We start from the raw sequence: 23,138 nt of genomic DNA, 5'->3' as shown, positions 1-23,138 counted from the left end.
ACCCGTACAAAGGAGGTATCGGCGCCCCGGCGGCGGAGCTGCAGTGCGAAATGCTGCGAGGTGGTGCTCAGGCCGCGACGCTGCGGGTCAGGCTGGAACTGCTGTCCGTGTTCTGCGCGAGGGCCACGGTCTCGTTGACGTCGAGAATGAGGCCGACCCGACCATCGCCGAGGATGGCGCCACCACTCACACCCGGCACCTTGCCGAGGCCGTCACCGATGGCCTTGGCCACCACCTGCTGCTGTCCGAGCAGGTCATCCACGAGCAGGGCGGTGCGCTTGTTGCCATCGCCCACGATCATGAGCAGCCCCTCGAGCGGGCTTTCCACGGCATCCGGCACATCGAAGAGCCGGTGCAGGCGCACGACGGGCATCAGCTCGCCGCGCAGCAGCACCATCTCGCCCTTGCCCACCACCGTGCTCAGCATGCTGGGCTCGGGGCGGAACGACATGTGGATGTGCGTGAGCGGGATGATGAAGCGCTCGCTGCCCACGCGCACCAGCATGCCGTCGGTCACGGCCAGCGTGAGCGGCAGACGGATGGAGAAGGTGGTGCCCTTGCCGGGCGCCGAGGTGATGTCGATGCGGCCACGAATCTCCTCGAGATTCCGGCGCACCACATCCATGCCCACACCACGACCGGAGATGTCCGTGATCTTCTCGGCCGTCGAGAACCCCGGCGCGAAGATGAGATTGAACACGTCGCTGTCGCTCATGCCCTTGTCGGACTCGATCAGGCCCTTCTCGATGGCCTTCTTCACGATCTTGTCGCGATGCAGGCCACGTCCGTCGTCGATGAGCTCGACGACCACGTTGCCCGAGGCATGGTAGGCATGCAGGCGCACCTGGCCCAGCCCATTCTTGCCGTTGGCCGTGCGCTCGTGCGGCGGCTCCACGCCATGGTCGACGGCGTTGCGCACCATGTGCACCAGCGGATCGCCGAGGCGGTCCACCATGTTGCGATCGATTTCGACGTCGTCGCCCTCGGTGGTGAACTGCACGGTCTTGCCGGCCTTGGTGGCCGTGTCACGCACCACGCGGGCGAGCTTCTGGAACGTCGGACGCAGCGGCACCATGCGCATGGACATGGAGAGATCCTGCAACTCGCGCACGATCTTGCCGGCATGCGTGACTTTGCGCTGCAGTTCGTACTGCGTGCTGGTATCGATGGTCTCGTCACCGGCAATCATGGACTGCGCGATGACCAGCTCACCCACCATGTCGATGAGTCGGTCGAGACGATCGGTGCGCACGCGAATGGTGGCGTCGGCGTTCGATTCGCCCGACTTGCGGGAAGCGGCCTGACCCGACTCGGCGCGCGCGGACACCGCGCTGCCATGGTCGCCAGAGGCGGCGTCGGACGGCGCCGGGAAGATGTCCTCGGCGGCCGGCACGATGGCCAGCGTGACGCCGTTTGCATCGCGCGCCGGATCGTACGAGGCAAGCGCCTGGTGCAGTTCGTGGTAACCGGCCGGCAGGGGCAGGCGGCCATCACCCGACAGCGCCTTCTCCACCACGTCCAGCAGATCCTTGAGCATGTCGACCGAGCGCAGCGAAAGATCCGCGCAGCCCTGCGTGTACGCAATTTCCTTGTCGCGTACGCGGCTCAGCAGCGACTCCGCTTCATGCGCGAATTCGGCGATACGCGTGAGACCAAGGAAGGCCGACGTGCCCTTCACAGTGTGGAAGGCGCGGAACACCGTGTTGACCGCTTCCTCGTCGCTCGGGTTCTCCTCGAGGGAGAGCAGCGCCGCCTCGGAAGCCGCGATGCATTCGACACTTTCCGTGATGAAGTCCGGCAGCAGATCGCGGTCGGCATCGTCGGGAAGACGCTCGGTCTGGCTATGGGCAGGCGGCTGATGCCGCGAAACAGCGGGAGCCGGCGCCACGGAAGCCACAGGAGCAGCAGCCACTACTACAGAAGCCTCAACCGCAGGAGGCGGGAGCACGGCTTCTGCCACTGCGGCTTCTGCCACTGTGGCTTCTGCCGTCTCGGCTTCCGCCGTTTGCGTTTGCTTTTTGAGCGCCCCCGACGCCACCGCAATCGCCGTCGCGCCGTTCACCGTGCCGGCCAGCGCCTGGGCAACGGGCACCGCACCAACCGCGGCCGGTGGCGTGGCCGCGTCGCAGATCTTCATGGCTTCTTCAATCGACTGCCCGACTTCCGTGAAGGCGGCCTGTACATCCGCGGCCGTACCATTCACGATCGTGCCGAGCACACGCGCCGCCTTGGCCACGTGAGGCTGCGCGCGCAGCGGCACACGATTCTCGAATGCGAGATCGGTGAGCGCATCACGCAGAACTGCGAGATCGGCGGTGTCGGTTGCCTCCAGCTGCATCAGCAGCGTGGCGGCATCATCGAGGTTCAGTGGGGACACGGACGCTTGCCTGCAAAGGGGGCCGTGCCGACGTCCATTCGGACGCGGCGTCTCTGCATTGCAGTATCGGTCGCGCCCCCACACAGGTTTACCGTCCAATATGTGGACGCCGCGGGGGAGGCCCAGGTGCACAAAAAGTGAACGGCCCGCACTCTCGGAAGAGTGCGGGCCGTGTCACCCGGGCATGACCGGGGGGATCACGCCGCGGGAGCCTTCACTGCGGTGAAGATTTCGTCGGCCAGCGCCTGACGCCCTTCGGCGTTGCGCGTGGTCGCGTTCGGATCGAAGGTCGCTTCGTCCACCGCGTCCTTGCGCAGCGAGATGCGGCCCGTGTCCACGTTGTGGTCGAACAGGCGCGCCACGTCGAGCAGACGCTGCTCCATGTCCACCAGCACCGACGACGCATGCGCCAGCTGCTGGGACGTGATGTCCTGGAACTGCAGCGCGCCCATCATGAGGAACAGCTCGTCACGCAGGTTCGCGCGGATGCCGGTGGCCTTGTCGCGATCAGGAGTCTCCGCCTGATCGATGGTGTCGAGTTCGTCCACCATCTGCGTCGCCCGGTCACAGGCGTCCATGATGTTGATCGCGGCGTCCTCGGTGGCCGAGGTGACTTCGCGGATCTTCTCATGAGTGGTCTGCAGGCGCTCGAGCGCCGTCGTTTGCAGGGCCGCGCGGCTCTCCCGGAGACGGGCGAGCACATTCAGAATCTGCGCGTTGGCCTGCTCCAGGATGTTGGGCAAGTCCGAAAGCGAAATAGTGGGAGTCGGCGGCGGCGCTGCATCGCGCGCGTCGTGCATACCGCTCAATTCCTGATCGACGAGGCGGAGGGCCGCCTCCGATTCGTACAGCACTTCATGGGCGCGGGGACTGGACATTGATCGATCCTCAGGCGGCCGCAGCAGGCAGGAGCGCATCGATCTTCTCCTTGAGCACCTGCGGCGTGAAGGGCTTGACGATGTAGTTGTTGACGCCCGCTTCCATGGCCGTGAGGATGTCCTCCTTGACCGAACGCGCCGTCACCATCAACACGGGCACCGAACGTCCATCGTCCCGCGAACGCAGCACCTTGGTAAACTCCGTCCCGCTCATGTTCGGCATGTTCCAGTCGGTGATGACGAACGCGATGGACGCGTCGAACTTGGCCAGGGCTTCCTGACCGTCGCCGGCTTCGACGGTGTCGTTGTAGCCGATGCGCTGCAGCGAGTTGATGACGATGCGACGCATGGTCGCCGAGTCGTCTACGACGAGGAACTTCATAACCGCCAATCTCCTGGGGTCGCCGGAATCAAGGGAGCGGCGTTAGAGATCGCCGCGGGTCAGGATGCGTCGGGCGACCTGGTCCACCACATCCAGGGTGTTGTAGGCGCCCGAATAGACTTTCTGCCGAAGCTCGGCGATGCGCTCGGGATCGAGCGACTCGCGGGGCGCCGCGCTCATGCGCCGCGCTTCGTCCGAGATCTGGACCGAGTCCGACTTCACCGGCTTGGGGGCCGGGACCTGCTGGACTTCCTGAACGGGACGCTGGACGGCCGGGGAGCTCGTCGGCGTAATGCGCAGAGAGTCGATGTAGCTGTTGATCTTCATAGGGGTTCCTCCTCCTACTGGGGACTATCGGCAGCGTCGGTCCGTAACTTTACCTTGAACCAGTTTTCCGTTGTGCGGAACGCGACGTCCCTGTCGCCCGACGAGATCTCGACATCTCCAGTCCGTCACCGCGGTCGCGGGGGACGGGCCGGCCAACGGATATCGAGGGTTGGCGGCGCCGCGGTGGGCGCCCCCGGGTCCTGCTGGTAGTGCACCGCGGCCCCGGTGGGCCACGGGTGGCCGGTCACCCCTGTGACGAGGTGCGCGGCCTGCAACCGCAACTGCTCAATCTCATCGACCGCCAGCGCCGCTTCCTCGGCCGCCGCGTTGTCGAGTTCCTGCAACTTCTCCTGCAACAGCTGTCCAAAGACGTCCGGATCGTGGGTCATGGTCGGATCTCCGTCTGCCTGACCGCCCTCGAGGGAGGAGGAGGGTGGTCACGCAGGCTGAAGGCTCAGCGAGCGCCTTAGCGGAACCGGTCCACGAGGCGCGGGGCGGCCACGGCCCCGTAGCCGACGCTCGCCACCGAGGTGCGCTGCACGGCGTCCAGCTCGGCGCGGATCTCCTCGGTGCGGCGCGCCACCTTGGCCGCGAGGTCCAGCGTCACCTGGTGCGACGTGCTCACGGCCGAACAAACCTCCGCGATCAGCGCGTCGGCATCGTCCACCACCCGCTCGGTGGCGGCGTAGAGCATACTGTCGGCGGTGGGACGTTCCGTGCGCAGGATGAGCAACTGCTCGGCCAGGTCCTGCAGCATTTCGTCGCGTTGCTCGAGCAGGGCCAGCAGGCGGTGTTCATCAGCCAGCGCCGTGGCGGCCGCCTCCCGCGCCAGCGCGTCGGCACCGGCGCAAAGGGCCAGCGCCTCGCGCGCGGCCTCCCTACGACGTGATGGCGCCGGACTGGCGTTGCGGGCGCTTTGCATGGCCAGCAGGGCCTGCTGAAAGTCGGGGCGCATCAGGCCGTCTTGAGCCGCTGCGCTGCCAGTTGCTGCGCGGCGCCGGTGAACCCGTCGCGCAACGCCGTGGCAATGTTGATGAGCTGCTTCATGACCTTGAGGTCGCCGCGGATGCCCACGTCCACCAGCTCATAGAGCATGACCTGGTAGATCCCGGCGAGATCCACACCCAACTGGCCACCCTTCTCCACGTCGAGTGTGGTGAGGAGCTCGGTCACCAGTTCGCGGGCGCGGCGCAACGACACCACCCGCAATTCGATGTCCTTGCGCTCAATGGCGATGCGCGCGCGCTCGAGGTTCACGACCAGCTGTTCGAAGACGATGCAGAGCAACTTCTCGGGCGAGGCGGCGTGAATCTCCATCTCGCGGTAGTTCGCCTGCATGGTGCCGTATGACATGTGACGCGTGGCGGAAGCAAGGTGAAACGACGGTGGGCGAGCTGCCCTTCCCCTACTAGTATCGGCTAGCGCTGGCCGCCCTGAAGTCCCTGTACACTGGCAATCAGCGAATTGCTCTGGGACTGCAGGCGGGACATCGCCTCTTCCATGCGCGTGTACTGCTCAATGAGACGCAGGCGCCGGTCATCCAGGCGGCGGGTCGCCAGTACTTCCCTGTCCTTCAGCGACGCGACGTTCTCGATGATGTTCTGGATGTTGACGCTGATCGCGCCTTCGCCGAAGCGGGTGGCGTTGTCGGTGGCGGTCACGAAGGCGGTGCCCAGTCCGCCGATGCCGAAGAGCGTTTCGATTTCCGCCGGCTTCTCGGTGTAGGCCTTCTTGAAGGTGTCTTCGTTGAAGGTCAGCTTGCCGGTGCGATCGAGCACCAGACCCGCCAGCGTGGCGCTGGTGTAGGTGCCGTTGCCGGACGCCTGGGTCCGCAGGGCGTCAGTGAAGGAATTCATGACGCGGCGCAGCGACCCGTCGGCGTACAGCGGTGCGTCGGGCACCCGCTGCTCGTCGAAGAAGTCCTTGATGGCGTTGTAGCCGTCCACCAGCTTCTTGGCTGCGTCCACGGCGCCCTTCTCATCGCGCGCCACCTCCACGTCGATGAAGGTGCCCGGCTCGGAGTTCTGCAGCGTGAGCGTGACACCCGCAATTGCATCCGTGATGCTGTTGCTGGTGCGCGTGTACTCCTGGCCGTCCACGCGAATGACAGCGTCGCGGCCCTGCTGCGCTTCACGGGTGCGGCCCGCGACGGCGGTGCTGCTGGTGCCCAGTGTGGCGGTGGAACCATCCGCCTTGGTTACCGAGAGCGACAGGGACAGACGCGAGGTGCCGCCGGTATCGTCCGTGAGACGGATGCGTCCATCGGGGCCGAGGCCGGCCGTGGCGGTGCGCGTGCCCGAGCCAAAGCCGCTCGTGGCATCGTTGATGCGATCGAGCAGGGTCTGCATGGTGTCACCGGGCTGGATGACCAGACCGTAGGTGACGGCCGTGCCGTCCCCGCGTGTGCCGCGGATGTTGATGGCATCGCCGGCCGCGAGACCTGCCGAGACGCCGTTCACCTTGAGGGCCGTGAGCGACGTGGCCGAGGTGACGGCTGCGTCTGCGCCATCGGTGAACGCCGCCGACTGCACCGTCTGCCGGATGGAACCATAGGCGCCCGCCGCCATGCCCAGCGCATCAATGACGGCCTGCGAATTGGCGTCGCCGTCCACCGCCCGCACGTTGCCGTCGGTCACGAGGCGGTAGCGCGTTTCGTCGCCGTACTGTTCCTGCTCAACCGACGCCGAGCCACCGGCCGCGTTGATCTTGGCGGCAATGGTGGCAATGGACTCGTTCTGAAGATCCGCCGTGATGGTGACGTTCCCCACACGAATGGACGCGGGGGGAGGCGACACGGCCAGACCCAGTGCCGCCGCCGCGGCCACGGTGGCTGACGATATGGGCTTGGATCGGGAATCGAGGAAACCAAGTTCACGGCCCAGGGCCCCGGTGCCATCGGTGACCGTGAGGCCTGTGGCCCCCGCGGTGTTGGCCGTAAGCACGAGGCGACCGGACGTCCCCCCTTCCGACACCACAGAAGCGGTGACACCGGCATTGGCCGCATTGATCTTGTCTCTTATGCCCGCCAGCGAATCTGCTGCGTCAATGCTGACATTGACCCCGTTGATGGCGAAGGTGCCACTCAGATTGCGAGCAGCCGAGGTGTCGGCCACCGAGCCGCCGGAGAGCTTGGCCGTATCGGCCAGCTGTACCACTTCCACGCGATAGCGGCCCGGAGTGGCCGAGGCGCTGGCCGCCGCCGTCAGCAGACTGCGTCCGCTGGTGGCGCTGGTCGGGACGGTGGTCGCATAACCGCCAAATCCCGCCCGTCGGACACCGAGGGCGGCGCTGTTGAGCGTTTCGACGAGCGACTGCAGCTTGGTCCACGCGTCCTTCTGCTTGTTCCGGAGCGTGATCCGATCGGTGATTGGTGTGACCGTTCGGGCTTCCAGGGCCTTGATCGTCGTATCGACGATGTTGTTCCACTGAACGCCGCTGCTGAGTCCACCGAAATTGAGCGGGGTGGTCATGGTTCCTTCCTGGTGACGCGTAAGGCCCTGCTATGGCCAATCCCCGGGGCCGGCTGTTACGCCGACCCCGGGGTCCATCACGATTCAGTGCGTGGTTCCGCTATTAGCGGAGGATGCTGAGCACGCTCTGAGCACCCTGGTTCGCCTGCGACAGCATGGCCTGCGCCGCCTGCGTGAGGATGTTGTTCTTCGTGAAGTTGGCCATTTCTTCTGCCATGTCGACGTCGCGGATGACCGACTCGGCTGCCTTCACATTCACAATCGCCGACTTGAGGTTCTGCACCGTGTAGTCGAGACGGTTCTGACCGGCACCGATCGCGGCCAGCGTGCTGTTGACCGTGTCCAGGTTCGAGTCCGCGTTGGCCACCGTGGTCGGGTTGGCCGTCGCGCCCAGCGTGGCGTTCACCGAGAACGCCGCGCCGGTGTCATCCACAGCCAGCGAAACGCTGGCGAACACGTTGGTGCCCTGGAACGTGGCGGCACCACGGATACGGGTGATTTCGCTGGAGAGGGTCGAGACCTCCGTGGTCAGCGTCGAGGACACCGAGGCGTTCTGGCCCGAGGCCGCCTGCACGAGCAGTTCCTTCTGACGCTCGATGATGCGCTCGATGGTCTGGGCGGCACCTTCGGCGATCTGCAACATGGCGTTGCCCTGCTCGGCGTTCGTCGCCGCGGCCGAAAGACCACGGGACTGCGCGCGCAGCTTGTTCGCGATGGCCAGACCGGCCGCGTCGTCAGCCGCACGGCTGATGCGCAGACCCGAGCTCAGCTTACGCATGCTGCTCTCGGTGGCCATGTTGTTCACGAACGCGTTGCGGGAAGCCGTGAGGGCGCCGACGTTGGTGTTGATACGCATGAGTCTATCCTCCGTGATGTTGATATCTGAGGCATCCGTGCCTCTCCGGATCCGACTATCGAATCGCGGTCGGTTTTCAGTGTCGTCCGAGGCCCGCAGAACTTGAGAGCGCTCCGCTTTTTTCCGGTCGTTCCGGCCCTTTCCCTCACACCGTCGGCACCGTCCTGCCGCCGGTGGCCCGGTCCATCACGCCGGTGGCCATGAACGCTGCGGCCGCCAGCCCACCGGAGCTTGCCGCGCAGCTGGCGGCGGGCGAATCGGCCATGAGCGCCGGCCGCCATCAGGACGCGGCGCGGGCTTTCGAGACCGTATCCGACCTGCTGCCGCAGGACCTCGGCGTGGCCCGTCTGGCGGCAGCGGCCTGGCAACTGGCAGGTCGCCGCGCGCGCGCGCGCGCCGTGCTGCAGCGATCCCTGGCGGTGGCCAATCTTGCCGCCACGACGGACACCGTCGCTTACGAACTCGCGGCCCTTTGCCTGGATGTGGGCGCACCCGCCGAGGCCCTGACCCTGCTGGAGGTGGTGGCGCGCACTCGCCCCGGGCATCCGGCGATGCTGGGCGCCATGGCATCGGCCCATCGCGCACTTGGCGCGCTGGACCAGGCGTGGCGACTGGCTGAGCAGGCAGTGGCCAAGGACAGGAAGAATCCGGCGCTGCTGCTGACGGCCGCGCAGGTGCGTCACGCCCAGCTGCGATTCGATGAGGCACTGGCCTGGCTCAAGAAGGCGGAAGCCGTGCGGCCCCTGCATGGCCCGACTCGAATGCAGCGCGCCCTTACCCGGCTCATTCAGGGTCCCACCCGTCACGGCTGGGAGGACTTTGAGCACCGCGGGGTGCCCCCGCTTTCATCTGGTTGCAGTTGGTGGCGCGGCGAGGCGCTCGCGGGCCGCTCCATCCGCGTGCTCATGGAGCAGGGGGTGGGCGACCTCTTTCATTTTGTACGATTCGTGCCGCTGCTGGCCGAACGCGGTGCGGGCGAGGTCGTGCTCGAGGCGCCGGAATCCACGCTGTCCCTGTTGCAGGCCTCGGGACTTCCGGCGTTTGCCCCCGGAGCGGGGCCGGCCACCGAGCTCGCCGTGCCGCTGCTCTCCCTGCCGTTACGGCTGGGAACCGAGGGAGAGACTCTGGCCGGGCGGGTCCCCTATCTGCGGACCTCCCTCAACGACGCACCTCACAAAACCTCGGGTGAGCCTCGACCGGCGGAGAATCGACCGCTGCGCCTCGGCCTCATTCCCTCAGGAAATCCGGATTTTCTGGCCACCAACCTCCGGGACCTGGACCAGCCGGCCCTGGCGGCACTGCTCGAGCTGCCCGATGTGCAGTGGACCTGGCTGCTGCCGGACAAGCCGCCAATCGCCGGTTTTTCGCTGGCTGTGCCACAGTTGTCGTATAACTGGCTTGATACCGCACTCTTGATGTCGCAATTGGATGGGGTGGTTTCCGTAGACACGGGTGGGGCCCACCTGGCCGGGGCGCTTGGCCTTCCAACCCTGGTGCTGCTGCCCTACACGCCCGACTGGCGCTGGGGCCCATCCGGCGAGCGGTCGGCCTGGTACCCCTCGATGCGGCTGCTGCGGGAGTCCACACCCGCCAGCTGGCCAGCGGTTGTGGCACGAGTTCCGGAGCTGCTGGCCTTGTGGCGCCGCGAGACCCTGTTTGCTTACGGCCCAACGACGGGGCGCTGAGCCCGCCGTCCCCCCCATCACGCCGGTTTGCCGTGACGCCCACCTCGCCCACCTCGCCCACCTCGCCCACCGCTCCCACGCCTCCCGCGCCGGCCCTGTCGAACGGGCCGGGCCGAGTCAGCCTGATCATGGCCAGCTTCCGACGGCTGCACTGCCTGCCGGAAACGGTGCGTCAGCTGACCACCGGCCAGACACGCCCGCCGTTCGAGCTGATTGTGGTGAACAACGACCCCGCTGCAGGCGCCGAGGACGCAGTGCGCGCGACGCTGCCAGCGGATCCGCGCATCCGGGTCACCAGTTGCACCACCGGTCGCCAGGGCGCCGCGCGCAATCACGGGCTCCGCATGGCCACGGGTGACTATGTGGCCTTCGTGGACGACGACGACGACTACGCCCCCGACTACATCGAGAGGCTCGCCGGCGCGCTCGATCTTGGTCTGCAGTCGGTCCGGTGCCGGATTCAGACCTGTGGCATGGCCGGGCCAGACTGCACCGGCCGCCCGAGTGCCGCACATCATCCCCTGCCGCAGGGCACCATGGCGCGACGCGAAACGCTCACGCCCACGTGGGGAGAACCGCCCAACGAGGACCGCGAGTACTGGTCGCGGCATCCGGTGCAGGGCGCGATCGACGATACGCTGGTGGTCATCTGCCGCGGGCCGGGCCAGCACTCGCCACGCAATGCCGCGCAGGGAGGCAGCTGGCGCGAGCGCTTTGTCATCGTGACGCGAGTGGAGGACGACGATCAGCCGCAGCTGTCCGCATTTTTGAATGCCTTTCGCGAGCAGCGATACGGCAATGCCCTGTTGCTGCTCGACGACCACTCCAGCAACGACAAGCTGCGCCGGGCGCTGAGCAAGGCCGCCGAACAGGATGCACGTGTGCGGCTGCATCGCGGCGCGGGGGCACGTGAGGCAGGCGCCACGCGGAATCTTCTCCCCGATCTCGCCAGCTCACCACTCGCGCGACACGCGGCCCTGCAACTGGGCGCCGACGACATTGTGATTCCGCTCGGCGTGCAGGAACGACTGGCCCATGCCGGCGTGCTCACGCGGCTCGCGCACGTCTTTGGCGAACAGCCCGATGTGTGGGTCACCTTCGGGGCCTGTCTCACCGAACCACGCACGCCCTCGTGGCCCCAGGCCTCGTTTCCGCCTCGCCTGTGGACCGAGCGACGGTTTCGTCAGCTGCCATCACTGATTGGCGAGTTCGCGCCACTCGCAGTGCGCGCCGGTTTGCTGCGGGCGCTGCGCCAGCAGATGCCCGTTGATGCCTGGCAGTTGCCGGAGGGCGCCGCCCCAATGGGCGACGAGGCGGCACTGCAACTGCTGTTGTACGCGCTCGAGGCGGCGGGATGGGCGCACGCCTATCCGTTGGCTGATGCGCTCGTCATCAAACAGATTGACAGGCAGATCGGTAAGCAGACCGATGCAAAGCCGTCGCGCGGTGCGACGCCGCGGGAAGGCGAGCGGGCCGCGCGCACGACGCGTGAGTTTGCCATTCGCGCGATGCCGGCGGCGCCTCCGCTTGACGATCTGCCAGGGATCGAGTCAAAGACTCTGACAGCCGATGCGCCAGTCGGGATGGTAGACGTGCCGTCCGTTGCGCCGGTGCTGTGGGCGGGTGCGTTCTACGATCCGAGCGGCTACGGGACGGAAGCACGGGGGTTCGTGCGCGCCCTTGATCAACGCGGCATCGCCCCGCTGCTGCGCCGCGTGGGCAACCACTCCGAACGATTTCGTGCGGCCTCGCCGGCCGCCCTGCGCGACCGGGTCGATCACCTGCTGGCCCTGCCCGACCCCGAGCACTGCATTGGGGTGCTGCACCTGCCGCCGATGTTTCTCGAGCGCCTCACGGCCGCCGACTACATGGTCGCGCGCACGATGTTCGAGACCGATGGCTTGCCGGCGAGCATGGTGGCGCGCTGCAATCAGATGGACGAGATCTGGGTGCCGTCGTCCTTCAACGAGCAGACGTTTCGCAAGGCGGGTGTGCGGGCGCGACTGGTTCGCATTCCCGGCGCCATCGACACCACGCGCTTCAGCACCCCCGTGGCGCCGCTCGCAATTGCCGACGCCCGCCGCACCGTGTTCCTGTCCACCATCGAGTGGAAGCCGCGAAAGGAGTGGCAGACGCTGCTCCGCGCCTGGGCCGACGCCTTCACCGCCCAGGACGATGTGTGCCTGGTGTTCCGCAGTTCGGTGCCCGGCAGCAGCGAGCGCGACCACGGACCGGCCATCAATCACGACATCGACGAGTTTCTGGCGTCCATTGGTCGTACGCGGCGCGAGCTGGCCCCCATTCTCGTGATTGGCCACGCGCTGCCGGAGAGCGACATGCCGCGCCTCTACGCGGCGGCCCACGCCTATGTCGCGGCCACCAGCGGTGAAGGCTGGGGCTACCCCTACATGGAGGCGATGGCCGCGGGCCTGCTCACCATCGCCACACGCTGGAGCGCCCACCTCGATTTCATGCATGACGAGAACAGTCTATTGTGCGAGGTCGAGCGCATGGTGCCCGCCGTGGATCCCTTTGTCGGCGATCTGTCCGGCCAGCGTTGGGCGAGACCCGATGCGCGACACCTGAGCGCCTTGCTGCGGATCGTGGTGGATGATCCGGAACGTGCCGCGCAACTCGGTCGTCGGGCGCGCGAAGACATGACCACGCAGTGGACCTGGGATCGGGTGGGAGCGGCAGTGCAGGAGCGGCTGGTGGAGCTGTCGGCACGCCCCAGCCTGGCCGCAGTCCGCACGCCGCAGCGTGCCCTGGCCACTCAGCCTGCTGCGTCCACAGGCCCCGTGGTACGCTGGGAAGGCCCATTCTTCACGCACTCGAGTCTTGGGGTGGTCAATCGCGAGGTCGGGTCGGCCCTGTTGCGACAGGGCGGCATGACTCTCGTACCACGCCCGACGTATCGCCACGACTTTCTGCCCGACATCGCGCCGACCTCGGCGCATGCGGCACTCGCGGCCCGCATGGGAGCACCGGCTCCGCGCCCCGCCGATGTGCATGTGGCGCATCAATGGCCTCCCGTGCTGCACGCGCCAAGCGAGGGCGCGTGGGTGCTCATGCAACCCTGGGAGTACGCTGGACTTCCCGCCGAGTGGATTCCGGTGCTGCGCGATCAGGCGGATGCGCTCTGGGTGTACTGCTCCTGGCAGCGCGAGTGTGCCATTGCGAGCGGCGTGCCGCCAGAGAAGGTGCAGGTGGTGCCGCTCGGTGTGGACAGCCAGCGCTTCACTCCGGACGGTCCGCGCTTTCCGCTGCAGACGCGCAAGCGCACGAAATTGCTGGCCGTGGGCGGCATCATCCCGCGCAAGGGCATGGATGTCCTCGTGCAAACGTACCTGCGCACATTCACGCAGGCTGATGATGTGTGCCTGGTCATCAAGGGCTTGAGCGCGCGCTGGGCGTATCACGGCAATCAGGGGCAGAAGGACTTTGCCGAACTGCCGGCGCTGGTCGCGGCCACCGGTGGACCCGAAATCGAGTTCATCGGGGATACGCTCGATGACGACGCGGTGGCGGCGCTGTATCGCGCGTGCGATGTGTTCGTGGCGCCGTTTCGCGGTGAGGGATTTGGCCTGCCGATTGCCGAAGCCATGGCCAGCGGCCTGCCGGTCATTGTCACGCAGGTGGGGCCCATGCTTGATCTCTGTGACGAGCACACGGCCCGCTTCATTCCTTACACGCGCGCGGAGGTGCCGGCGCACATTGTCGGCGCCGAGCCGGGCCTGGCGCCGTTCTGGTGGGCGGAGCCGGACACCGAGGTCCTCGCACGCCACATGCGCGAGCTGGTGGCGTCGCCTGACGAAGCGCGGGCCATGGGCGCGCGCGCGCGGCAACGCATCGTGGACCATTTCAGCTACGATCACAGCGCGCGGGCGGTGCAGCAGCATGTCAGGGCACTGACGGGACACGCCCCCGCACGCTTTGCCGCTTCGGCTGCATTCTCCAAGGACGGCCCGGTCTTTCCGCTCGATCAGCCGCGCGGCACGGTGCTGTTTTTTCAGCCGCAGTGGCACAGTGATGAGTGGCGCGATTTAGTGCGCGCCTGTCTGCAGGCCTATCGTCAATCGGACGACGTGTCGCTGGTGCTCGCGCTCGATCCGGCGCAGGGATTTGCGGCCGATCGGGTAGGCCACGAGCTCGCCGCCCTCCGGAAGGAACTCGGCCTCGCCGACGCCGACGCCATGGATGTGCTGCTCGTTCCCGACATGCTCGACGAGGCGGTCATCGCCTCGCTGCTGCGGGCGGCGGATCGGGTGCTGGTGGCGGCACGGGATATCGCCACGCATGCCCGCGCCGCCGCGGTTGGCGTGGCGGTGGTTTCGCCGGTCTCACCCGCTGCGCTGCGCGCGATAGACCGTGCGGCCCCACCGACGTCTGCAGAGTTCAGCGCGCCGTGAACGATGCGTCGTGCAGCAGAACACTCGCCGGTCGCGGATCGGGAATCCCCACAGCGGTGGCCGCCACGCCCTTTTCGCTCGTCAGGCGCACGACCGTCGGCTGATCGTCCCGCAACGCGATGCGCACCGGCACCGACTGCACGCCGGAGAACGTCAGCACACCCTGTGCCTGCCCGTTCACCTCGACCAGCACGCCAAACGGCGTGTCCGTGAGGCCGGGGGCCAACGACGACACCACGAACTGCACCACCTGACGATCTGCTGATCGGGGCGGCGCATGCACCTCAGCCTGCGTGCTCATCCATTTGCAGCCGCGCTGGCCACCCGCATCTTCGCGAAAGACGCCATTGACTTCGATGCCGGGCGCCAGGCGCTCGCGGAGGCTGAAGTCCTGGCGAAACACCACGTGGTCGCCTGCGCGCGTATACCGCGCATCACGGTGCGTTACCTGGCCGCGCGTATCGAGACCAATGCGGAAACCTGCCGCCCGCACACGCGCCGACCAATCGAGGTCCTCCCCCTGGTAGAAGCCACGTGCGTCGTCCCACGGCACCTGGTCGTGCACCCGCGCCCAGAGGATGGCGAAACCACCCGTCACGTAGACGTGGTCGTCCACTTCGTCATACGCGAGCAGTCGATGCCCCGATGGCCCGCCATGCGTGGCCCAGTCCCAGTAGCGTGTGCCATCGGGATTGAGCAATCGTACGCAGAGCACATCGACGGCCGGATCGCGCTCGCGCAATACGACGGCCATCTCGGGATGGAACAGCATGTCATCGTCGCTCACCACGAGCTGATCGAAGCCTGCGGCGCGGCAGGCGAGATTGCGCATGGCGCCCAGCTTGCCTTCGGCAGCAAGCGCCGGGGCCATGAGCACGCGCACGTCGTCACCGAGACCCTCCGGGACATTGCCGGCCACCAGCACCTCGTACTGCGGCAGCTCCAGCGCCCGAATGCTGGCGATGGCCTCGGCTAGCATTGCTGGTCGCCGGCCATCCGTGATCAGACAGAACGACACGCCGGGCGTCCGGCGCGCCCGCACGTCCGCCTCAGCCGCCATTCACGAGTTCCGACGGCAGCGCAATCACCGGCGCCGTGGGTCGATCACCCTGCGGCGTGAGCACGGCCTGCCCCTGCTGTTCCACGATACCGCAGGCGACATAGCCGGCCTTAGTGAGTGCCTGCCGCGCGTTCGCCCACGACGGGCTGCGGTGCGCGTCGCCGATGCACAGCGCCACCAGCCGGCCGCTCTCGGCGTGCTCGCGGAAGGTGGTCAGCGTGGATGCCGCCTCGGCGCTGTTGACATGCACAAACAATCGGCCCTGCTCGTCGAGCCGCGTGTCCACCAGCTTCACGAGCGCCGCCCGATCGGCCGGCGCGTCCTCGATCACCGCCGCCACCTCGTCCGCCGCAGCCCGCAACTGCGTCAGCCGATCGCTGTCGGCTGTCCGCACCAGCACCGTGGGCAGGCCACCGGGCGCGGTCGCGGCGCCAAGCGCCACAAATCCGAAGCCCGGGTCGAGATCCACCAACACGTCACCCTCGCCCAACTGCGCATCGAGGAAAATGCGTATGTCGGCGGCCACGCCTCCGTCGGCCTCCTCGGCCACGGCTTCAGCCCAGCCATCCGTGGCAGTGGGCGCCGGCAGGTGGAAGCGCGGCTGGCCGTCGGCGTTGACCTGGGCGGAGGGGATGGATGACACGGTACATGGCCTCGAGTGGGTGAATCTCAAAGATACGCGGGCAGCGCGTGTTCGGCTGGTCGCCTGGGGGCGATTCGGCTCGTACTTTGCAACGTCCACACTCCACGACTCGCCATGTACAGCCAGCCATGACGGACAACCAACCACAGGTTTCCGTGATCCTCGACTCCTCGGTTCCGTCGGCCGCCGCGCCAGCGACGGTGGCAAGCATTCTGGCACAATCGGAACAGCGCTGGGAGTTGCTGCTGTGGCGCGACCCTGTTCAGGCTGCCACGCTGGCCTCCTTTCTCGCCGATGCGCGCATTCGCCTGCTGGACCGAACGGGTTCGGCAGTAAAAGACGAGCAGCGGCTTCGCGAGGCGGTGCGTGGGCGCCATGTCGCGTGGATCGCGAGTGGGGCCGTGTGGCCCATGACCCACCTGACGGAGGCGATTGCAGGTCTGCGTGACACGGCGCGCGATGTGCATATCGGAGTGACCGCCAGCGCAATTCCGACTCCGACAGCTTCGACCAGCGCGCCCGCTCATGCACTCGCCGCACTCTGCGTTGAGGAAGGAGCCGCCGTCTCCACGCTCGTGTGCACCCGCGCGGCGTTCGACACGGATCACATGAGAGGGCTGCCCTTCGCCCTGTGCGATACCTGGGCCCGCGCCTTGCGCATGCTGCAGCGACACCTGCCGGTGCTCTCGACGGCCACGCCCGACGGGCTCGAACGCGAACTCTCGCTGGACCTGCTGCCAGCAGTGTTGTGCGACATGCTCCGCCTGCACCACCTTGCCGGTCCATTGGCCCACGCTCTGCCACGGGCACCCCGACACCAACGGGCAATGCGCGAAAGTCTGTGGCGCACGCTCAGCGACGGGCTGACACCACTGCGGGACGCAACCACGCCTCCCCGTCTTGCCTCGATGCTTGGGCAAATCGCCGACGCCACTCTCGACTACGGGCAACGGGCAGACCTCCTGGCACTGCGGAACCTGTTGGATCGGGCACGCGAAGTGGGGCTGCGTGACCTCAGTCTGCATCACGCTCTGCTGGCCACTGAGCGCGGTCTCGACAATCCCATGGGCGTGGTACTGCGAAGCCAGTCGGGTGAGTTTCCGCTTGATGTGGTCCAGGCCAGCGAGTTGGTCGCAGCGCTGCGCCGCCTGGACAACACCACAGCCGCCGAACAGGTGGTCGCGCTGCTGGATGTCGAGCTTCCGGATCCGAGGTCCGTCATGGCTCTCTCGGGTGTGACGCGTCGGCATGCCACAGAGGGCACCATCGGCGCGCCGGAATGGTTGACCGATCTGCCCGTAGATGTCGAACACTGGCACGAGGCCTCACGGGCCTATTCGGTGCTTGGCCTCACGCAGGCGGCCAGACTGGCGCGAGATCTGGCGACCAACCCCATTGAAGCAACGCCGCAATCGTCGGAAGACCGCACTCGGCCAGGGAGCGCTGGTGAGCCCTGGCCATGGCTCGACGCCATCGATCGGGACCTGCGTCGCGCGCTCGCCGAACGGCGGACCCTCCTGGCGCCGGTACTGCGTCCGGGGCCAGATGGCGCAGCGGCTGGTTTCCTCGAGCCCAATGCCCAGCAGCTTGAGGATGGAGCGTTCGAGCGCTGGCTTCACGAGTTGCTGCTCGACCCCGTCGCCGATGCACGCGTGGTGCAGTACCTCGAACAACTCGAGGCACCGCAGGTTTTCGTGGATCTCCATCCCGACGATGGTCGTCGTCTCATGCAGGCCTTGCAGGTGCCGCACTGTGCTGCCGTGGCCGCGATGGCCCCCACGGCCCTCCACTGTGCGCAATGGCAGCGCGCGGCGGGTCCGTCCGCATCCCGTCTGCACGTTGTCCAACATTTCCTCGAGCTCCGCCGCGTGGTGACGCGCCAGGTCAGTCCGGTGCTGCTGCACGCGCCGCTCACTCTGATGGGGGTGGCGGATGCCATGTCATGCATGGACGCGCTTTCGTCCAGCCAAACCCCCTGCGCGATTCTCTGGTCGGGCACGGACGTGCCCAGCCTATGGTCCGAGCCAGGCTTTCAACAGATGATCGAAGCCACGAAGCCCAGAGAGCTCCACATCACGGCCCTGATGTGGGGCGATCGGCAGTATGTCCGATTGCCTATACCCGAGGCACCGCGGGCCCATCTGCTGCTCACGGAGGCGCATCGTGTTGACGCGTGAAGCCGCATGGCAGGATCAGCGGGACCTTTCGCGCCTCTGTGCGGAGCGCGAAGCAGACACGATCGAGCTGTTCCCATGGAACGGATTCTACGGACACGCCGCGCTACTCAAGGCGGTCACTGGCCTCGCGCCTGATCGACCGCTTTGCATCACGTTGCCACACGGCGTGACCTACCGGGGCACGCCCAATCAGGCGGAGACGTCCGCCGACATTGCCACAGCCTACTCGTACCAGCGGGAGTACGACGACGCCCTCTCACGCAGCGGACAACGTGCGCTGATCCGCGGCGCGGCGCCATTCACTTATGCGCCGGATCTCGTGGGAGCCGTATCCGGCCCGCGCAGTGGGACCCTCTACTTCCCCTCACACTCCACGCGCTTCTCCACTGCCGAAGCCGAGTACGACATCATCGCCGATCATCTCGCGCGGCTGCCCGCGCACTTCGGTCCCACCCGTGCCTGCTGCTACTATCTCGACATCTTGCGTGGACATCACCGTCCGTTTCTCGAGCGCGGCATCGAGGTTGTTTCAGCGGGTCACCAGCACGATCCGCTCTTTCTCCTTCGGCTGTGGCACCTGCTCAGCTCGCACGAGCACGTCATGAGCAACTCGCACGGCACCCACATGGCCTACGCCATGTACACCGGATGCTCATTCACCTACTGGTCGGCGGGCAATCTGCAGTGTCGAACCGATCCCGGCTACGAGGACTGGGTGGTGTACGCGCCACCCAGCTACAGCGCCATATTCGAGACACTGTTCGCGGATGGCGCCAGACGTGACGATCTCGCCGCACGCCGGACGGCACTGGACTTCATCGGTGCCGCGAGAAAACTGCCGATTCCACTGCTGCGCCACGCCCTGCAGTCTGCGGAACGGCGCGAAGTGCTGCGCCGCTCGTCGGCGCATCGCTGACGTGTCAGTCCAGCAGATCCCACTGCAGCGGCGTGCCCTTGGCCACATCGCGGTTGACCCGGCGCCCCAGCACCTGATCGTAGTATCGCGGCGCAAGACCGAGCCCCGGTCGCACCCGGCGCAGGTTCTCCGGCGTGAGTATCGAGCCGGCGACAAGATCCGCGGCGACGTACAGCGAGCGCCGGCGGCTGCGTGCCCCGACCTCCGCCGGAGTGGGTCCGTAGTGCACTTGCCCGAGCGCCTGCCACGCGCGCTCGGTTTCCACCACCAACTGCTGCAGTTCCGATGGTTCCAGCGAGAAGACCGCATCCACTCCGCCGTCTGCACGGGCGAGCGTGAAATGCTTCTCAATAACGGTCGCGCCGCAAGCCACTGAGGCCACCGCGACCCCGATGCCGAGTGTGTGATCACTCAGTCCCACCTCACAGCCAAAGAGCGCGCGAAGATGCGGAATGCTGCGCAGATGCGAGTGCTCGGGGGAGGCAGGATAGGTGCTGGTGCAGCGCAGCAGTGCCAGTTCGGTGCAACCGGCTGCACGTGCCGTGTCCACGGCTTCGGCCACTTCCGAAACAGTGGCCATGCCTGTGGAGATGATGAGAGGCTTTCCCGTCGACGCCGCCCGACGGATGAGGGGCAGATCAATACACTCGAAGGAGGCGATCTTGTACGCCGGGGCGTCGAGCGTCTCGAGAAAGTCGACGGCCGATTCATCAAATGGCGAACTGAAGCACGCCAATCCCTTTGCCTTGGCCCGCGCCATGATGGGCGCGTGCCAGTCCCATGGCGTGTGTGCCTCCTGATACAGATCATGCAGCGAACGCCCGACCCACAACGAATTGGGATCGCGAATGGTGAACTCGCCGGCTGCGAGATCGAGCGTCATCGTGTCGGCGGTATAGGTCTGCAGCTTGATGGCGTGCGCACCTGCCGCTGCCGCCGCATCCACGATGGCGAGGGCCCGGTCCAGCGACTGGTTGTGATTGCCCGACATCTCGGCAATGATGTACGGCGAGTTGTCAGGGCCGATGCTGCGCCCGGCGAGTATCATGGCGTGGAATCCGCGCTGTGCGCGTTGGAGTGAAGGGGGAACAACGGAGCATGAATCCAGCGCTTCAGCATGGGCAGGGACTGACCGACGGCGGCGGCGCGCGCGTACTGCGTCCACGCGGTCCGTGACTCCTGCAACAGATCGTGCAGCATGCCCGGAACCCGGCCGATGTCTCCGCCAGTGACCAGCCAGGGATAGGCGCGAAAGTCATCCGCCTGTCGCGCATGCTGCGCAATGGCCACCGCCGGCACCTCGAGGGCCATACATTCGAATAGCAGATTTCCCGGCGCTACGACCGCGGCCCCCGACCGCTCCATCCAATCTGCGATGGCCTCGGCAGGGGCCAGAATGCGTACGCGAGACGATGTGGCGGCAAGGTGCGCCAGCCCGTCGGCGTCCGGATGACTGGCCGCGCACACCACATCGATGGCGTGTGTCGCAAGTGACGCGGGCTCCAGCAACATCTCCACCAGCGGCAAGGTGAGACGCGCCGCATCGGTGCCGCCAATGGCCACCAGGATTGCACCGGATGGCGTATAGGGGCGCTTCCGTCCGGACAGGAAGCGTGCGCGCAGCATGGCAAAGCGTGCACCGCGCCAGATGGGGTCAGGCCAGGCAGGCTCCGCCTGCACGAGATCATCCCCCTCCGCCACATTCACCGTCAAGTCTGCCCAGTGTGTGCGCGCGTCGCGGCAACCCAGCAGCAGCTTGCGTGGCACGTGCTGCGTGGCAGCCAGCAAGGAGAATGGCGGGTCGGGCATGTCCATCACCATGCCATCGGGCATGGGACCGCCGGGCCACTCAAGGTTGCCGAGGTCGACACACTCCAGCGGAAGGTCGGGAGCAACTCGCAGCAATCGCTCGCGCGACCAATCTGTCCACACCAGCACACGATCCAGGCGCAGGTCCAGCTGGGCCGCCAGGGCACGCACACGCACGAGGTGGCCGATGCCGATGGCATCGGAGAGCGCCACGCAGGCCAGCCAGCGCATCATGTCAGGGCCTGCGCGACGCCAGCTCCACCTGAAGCCAGCTATGCAGCTCGGTCAGGTTTCGCTTGCGGAATGTGGTCTGCTCGACATGGACAATGTCGAGCGTTCCGACCTTGTCCACGAGCGACTCCACATCGGGCAGATCGAGAAAGCTGTAGCACATGCCAGCATATGCCCCTGCACGGTGGTCGAGAAGGAAGCAGCCCGGCTCAACCTCCTGACCCAGTCCGTAGTGCGAATTCTCCCGCGTGCGGAAGTTGACCAATAGCCGCCCCTCCGGTGCCAGCAGCGCGGCCATGGACTGTAGTGCCGCGACCATCTCACTTGGGGGGACGAGAAACACCACCCCCCATGACACAATCGCGTGAAATTTCTGCGCGAACGAGTGGGAACGAAAATCACCGTGAACCACGCCGCGGAATTGCGGATGCGAACCGAACGCGGCGTTCACCATCGCGACGGCGTCAGGCGTATAGTCAATGCCTGCCGTCTGGAAGCCATAGTCGAGCAGCAGTTGAACGTGCCGGCCACTTCCGCACCCGATATCGAGCGCGTGCCGCGCCCGGTTGTCGGCCGTGGCGGCGAACCGGCGGGCGAGGAACGACACCACGCGTTCATCCGGATACAGCAATTGGTGCGACTGCAGCGCGCCGGCCCAGGCCCGTCGCGTGGCATCGTCGCGCGCGTTCAGTTCAACCATCGGCCGCTACCTCGAAAAGTGACAGAGCCGCCGCCAGACTGCCCTCGACCGATGCCCAGTCATCAGCGGCGACCAGAAGATGGCCACCGCGCAGCAACTCGGCCACTGTGGTCGGCATCATGACCTGCTGCCCGGGTTGCCAGCCTACTTCGGCTGAGAGCACCTGCGGGATATCGAGCAGCTCACGCGGCGTTGGCACACGCAGCACGCGTCCTCCCGGATGGTGCCAGTAGTGCAGCAGCGTGGGACGCATGGCCTGCGCTGCGAAGCGCCCATACCCGAAACGGTGCAGCGACAGCGCTTCACCGAGGAACGATATGCCCGTGCAGGCTGGAATGAGACTGCTCGCGATTCGCAGACCCGACGGACGCATGGCCATCTCGATGAGCACCGGCTGACCTGCCGGCGTCACAACCACATCCGCGTGCAAGGGCGCATCCTGGACCGCGAGCGCGTCAACGCCTGCCGTCACGAGTGCAACCACGCGCTGCGCCACGGACGGCTCGAGCCTCGCCGGCCCGCGGTATGCCAACTCCACGCGATGCGGCCAGGGACTCATGCGCTTCTCGCGCAGCAGGGTCACCGTCACCCGACCGTCGATGACCGCACCATCCACGCCAAGCACCAGGCCGTCGACGAATGCCTGCACCAGCAGTCCGTCCTCGGGGAAGGCCGCACAGACCTGCGTCGTCATGGATCGCCAATCGGACTCGTGTTCCACCACCAGCACATCACGACTGCCCGAACCGCGTGGCGGTTTCACCACCAGCACCGATGTTCCGAGCTGCTCACACAGGTCGCTCCACGACGCCTCTGCGAGCATTTCGGCGCTGGGCAGCGCGATCTGGGCGGGCACGACCACCCGTGCAGCCGTCATGGCTTGGTGAAACTGCCGCTTGTCCGTGCACAATCGCGCTGCCTGCACGCCAACCCCGCGGAGACCGAGCGCATCGTGCACCGCTGCCTGGGTGACGAGACGTGCGCCGATTGGTGTGGGGACCGTGAACTGCACGGCATGGCGGCGTGCCACGTCGACCACCGCGTCAATGTCCCGAAGATCGACCACTACGGGAACATCGGCCAGCGCCAGGCCGGGTGCGTGTGGATCTCCATCAACCGCCACGAGCCGACAGCCCTGCGCTCTGGCCACGGACAGCGCCGCCAGCTGCTCCGGCCCGGCACCAACCAGCAGTCCAACCTGTGCGGTATCCGACACGA

Annotated in this window: 19 protein-coding genes; 4 read left to right on the top strand and 15 right to left on the bottom strand. The window is 66.7% G+C overall.

What is annotated here, in order from left to right; all coding sequences use genetic code 11:
• Nucleotides 1-67: 67 nt before the first annotated feature.
• The 9 genes from B2747_RS14875 to B2747_RS14835 all read right to left on the bottom strand — a co-directional run bounded on the left by B2747_RS14875 (nt 68) and on the right by B2747_RS14835 (nt 8,290).
• Nucleotides 68-2,377 (bottom strand): chemotaxis protein CheA, encoded by a 2,310-nt coding sequence (locus tag B2747_RS14875; RefSeq protein ID WP_291162599.1) that lies wholly within the window; start codon nt 2,375-2,377, stop codon nt 68-70.
• A 197-nt stretch (nt 2,378-2,574) separates the two neighbouring features.
• A complete protein-coding gene (locus B2747_RS14870; RefSeq protein WP_291162596.1) occupies nt 2,575-3,255 on the bottom strand; it encodes a hypothetical protein in 681 nt (226 codons plus the stop codon).
• A gap of 10 nt (nt 3,256-3,265) precedes the next feature.
• Nucleotides 3,266-3,637, bottom strand: coding sequence for a response regulator (locus B2747_RS14865; RefSeq protein WP_291162593.1), 372 nt, complete (start codon nt 3,635-3,637; stop codon nt 3,266-3,268).
• Nucleotides 3,638-3,679: 42 nt separating this feature from the next.
• The gene (locus tag B2747_RS14860; protein WP_291162589.1) at nt 3,680-3,964 is read right to left on the bottom strand and encodes a flagellar biosynthesis anti-sigma factor FlgM; all 285 of its coding nucleotides are present in this window, start codon (nt 3,962-3,964) and stop codon (nt 3,680-3,682) included.
• Nucleotides 3,965-4,089: 125 nt separating this feature from the next.
• Nucleotides 4,090-4,353, bottom strand: coding sequence for a hypothetical protein (locus B2747_RS14855; protein ID WP_291162586.1), 264 nt, complete (start codon nt 4,351-4,353; stop codon nt 4,090-4,092).
• A gap of 77 nt (nt 4,354-4,430) precedes the next feature.
• Complete coding sequence (locus tag B2747_RS14850) at nt 4,431-4,919, bottom strand: hypothetical protein (RefSeq protein WP_291162583.1); 489 nt, start codon at nt 4,917-4,919, stop codon at nt 4,431-4,433.
• Nucleotides 4,919-5,317, bottom strand: a complete 399-nt coding sequence (fliS, locus tag B2747_RS14845) for a flagellar export chaperone FliS (RefSeq protein ID WP_291162581.1) — start codon at nt 5,315-5,317, stop codon at nt 4,919-4,921. The genes B2747_RS14850 and fliS overlap by 1 nt, the downstream gene beginning before the upstream one ends.
• A 65-nt stretch (nt 5,318-5,382) precedes the next feature.
• On the bottom strand, nt 5,383-7,434 hold the full coding sequence (fliD, locus tag B2747_RS14840) for a flagellar filament capping protein FliD (RefSeq protein WP_291162578.1): 2,052 nt from the start codon (nt 7,432-7,434) through the stop codon (nt 5,383-5,385).
• Between the two features lie 103 nt (nt 7,435-7,537).
• Nucleotides 7,538-8,290, bottom strand: coding sequence for a flagellin (locus tag B2747_RS14835; protein WP_291162575.1), 753 nt, complete (start codon nt 8,288-8,290; stop codon nt 7,538-7,540).
• A 173-nt stretch (nt 8,291-8,463) separates the two neighbouring features.
• On the opposite strand from B2747_RS14835, the gene B2747_RS14830 reads away from it, so the two are divergent.
• Nucleotides 8,464-9,975 (top strand): tetratricopeptide repeat-containing glycosyltransferase family protein, encoded by a 1,512-nt coding sequence (locus B2747_RS14830; protein WP_291162572.1) that lies wholly within the window; start codon nt 8,464-8,466, stop codon nt 9,973-9,975.
• A gap of 32 nt (nt 9,976-10,007) precedes the next feature.
• Nucleotides 10,008-14,384: a glycosyltransferase gene (locus B2747_RS14825; RefSeq protein ID WP_291162570.1), complete on the top strand. Its 4,377-nt coding sequence runs from the start codon at nt 10,008-10,010 to the stop codon at nt 14,382-14,384.
• On the opposite strand, the gene B2747_RS14820 is transcribed toward B2747_RS14825, so the two are convergent.
• Both B2747_RS14820 and B2747_RS14815 read right to left on the bottom strand, forming a co-directional pair.
• The gene (locus tag B2747_RS14820; RefSeq protein WP_291162567.1) at nt 14,371-15,363 is read right to left on the bottom strand and encodes a glycosyltransferase family 2 protein; all 993 of its coding nucleotides are present in this window, start codon (nt 15,361-15,363) and stop codon (nt 14,371-14,373) included. The genes B2747_RS14825 and B2747_RS14820 overlap by 14 nt on opposite strands.
• A 70-nt stretch (nt 15,364-15,433) precedes the next feature.
• On the bottom strand, nt 15,434-16,087 hold the full coding sequence (locus B2747_RS14815) for a hypothetical protein (protein ID WP_291162565.1): 654 nt from the start codon (nt 16,085-16,087) through the stop codon (nt 15,434-15,436).
• Between the two features lie 155 nt (nt 16,088-16,242).
• On the opposite strand from B2747_RS14815, the gene B2747_RS14810 reads away from it, so the two are divergent.
• Nucleotides 16,243-18,264, top strand: a complete 2,022-nt coding sequence (locus tag B2747_RS14810; RefSeq protein ID WP_291162562.1) for a hypothetical protein — start codon at nt 16,243-16,245, stop codon at nt 18,262-18,264.
• The gene (locus B2747_RS14805; protein ID WP_291162559.1) at nt 18,251-19,180 is read left to right on the top strand and encodes a hypothetical protein; all 930 of its coding nucleotides are present in this window, start codon (nt 18,251-18,253) and stop codon (nt 19,178-19,180) included. Before B2747_RS14810 ends, B2747_RS14805 begins: the two co-directional genes overlap by 14 nt.
• A gap of 4 nt (nt 19,181-19,184) precedes the next feature.
• Here B2747_RS14805 and pseI read toward each other — a convergent pair whose 3' ends face one another.
• From pseI to B2747_RS14785, 4 genes are read right to left on the bottom strand one after another with little or no spacing between them, the layout of a single operon-like run.
• Nucleotides 19,185-20,228, bottom strand: a complete 1,044-nt coding sequence (pseI, locus tag B2747_RS14800; RefSeq protein WP_291162556.1) for a pseudaminic acid synthase — start codon at nt 20,226-20,228, stop codon at nt 19,185-19,187.
• Entirely contained in the window at nt 20,225-21,223 is a 999-nt protein-coding gene (locus tag B2747_RS14795) for a hypothetical protein (RefSeq protein WP_291162554.1), read from the bottom strand. Before B2747_RS14795 ends, pseI begins: the two co-directional genes overlap by 4 nt.
• Nucleotide 21,224: 1 nt before the next feature.
• Nucleotides 21,225-21,920 (bottom strand): class I SAM-dependent methyltransferase, encoded by a 696-nt coding sequence (locus tag B2747_RS14790; RefSeq protein WP_291162551.1) that lies wholly within the window; start codon nt 21,918-21,920, stop codon nt 21,225-21,227.
• Nucleotides 21,913-23,136 (bottom strand): ATP-grasp domain-containing protein, encoded by a 1,224-nt coding sequence (locus B2747_RS14785; RefSeq protein WP_291162548.1) that lies wholly within the window; start codon nt 23,134-23,136, stop codon nt 21,913-21,915. The genes B2747_RS14790 and B2747_RS14785 overlap by 8 nt, the downstream gene beginning before the upstream one ends.
• Between the last annotated feature and the right edge of the window lie 2 nt (nt 23,137-23,138).

Source organism: Gemmatimonas sp. UBA7669 (assembly GCF_002483225.1).
Taxonomy (GTDB): Bacteria; Gemmatimonadota; Gemmatimonadetes; order Gemmatimonadales; family Gemmatimonadaceae; genus Gemmatimonas.
The sequence above is the reverse complement of the archived record's forward strand: the minus strand, read 5'-3'. Positions and strand labels throughout refer to the sequence as shown.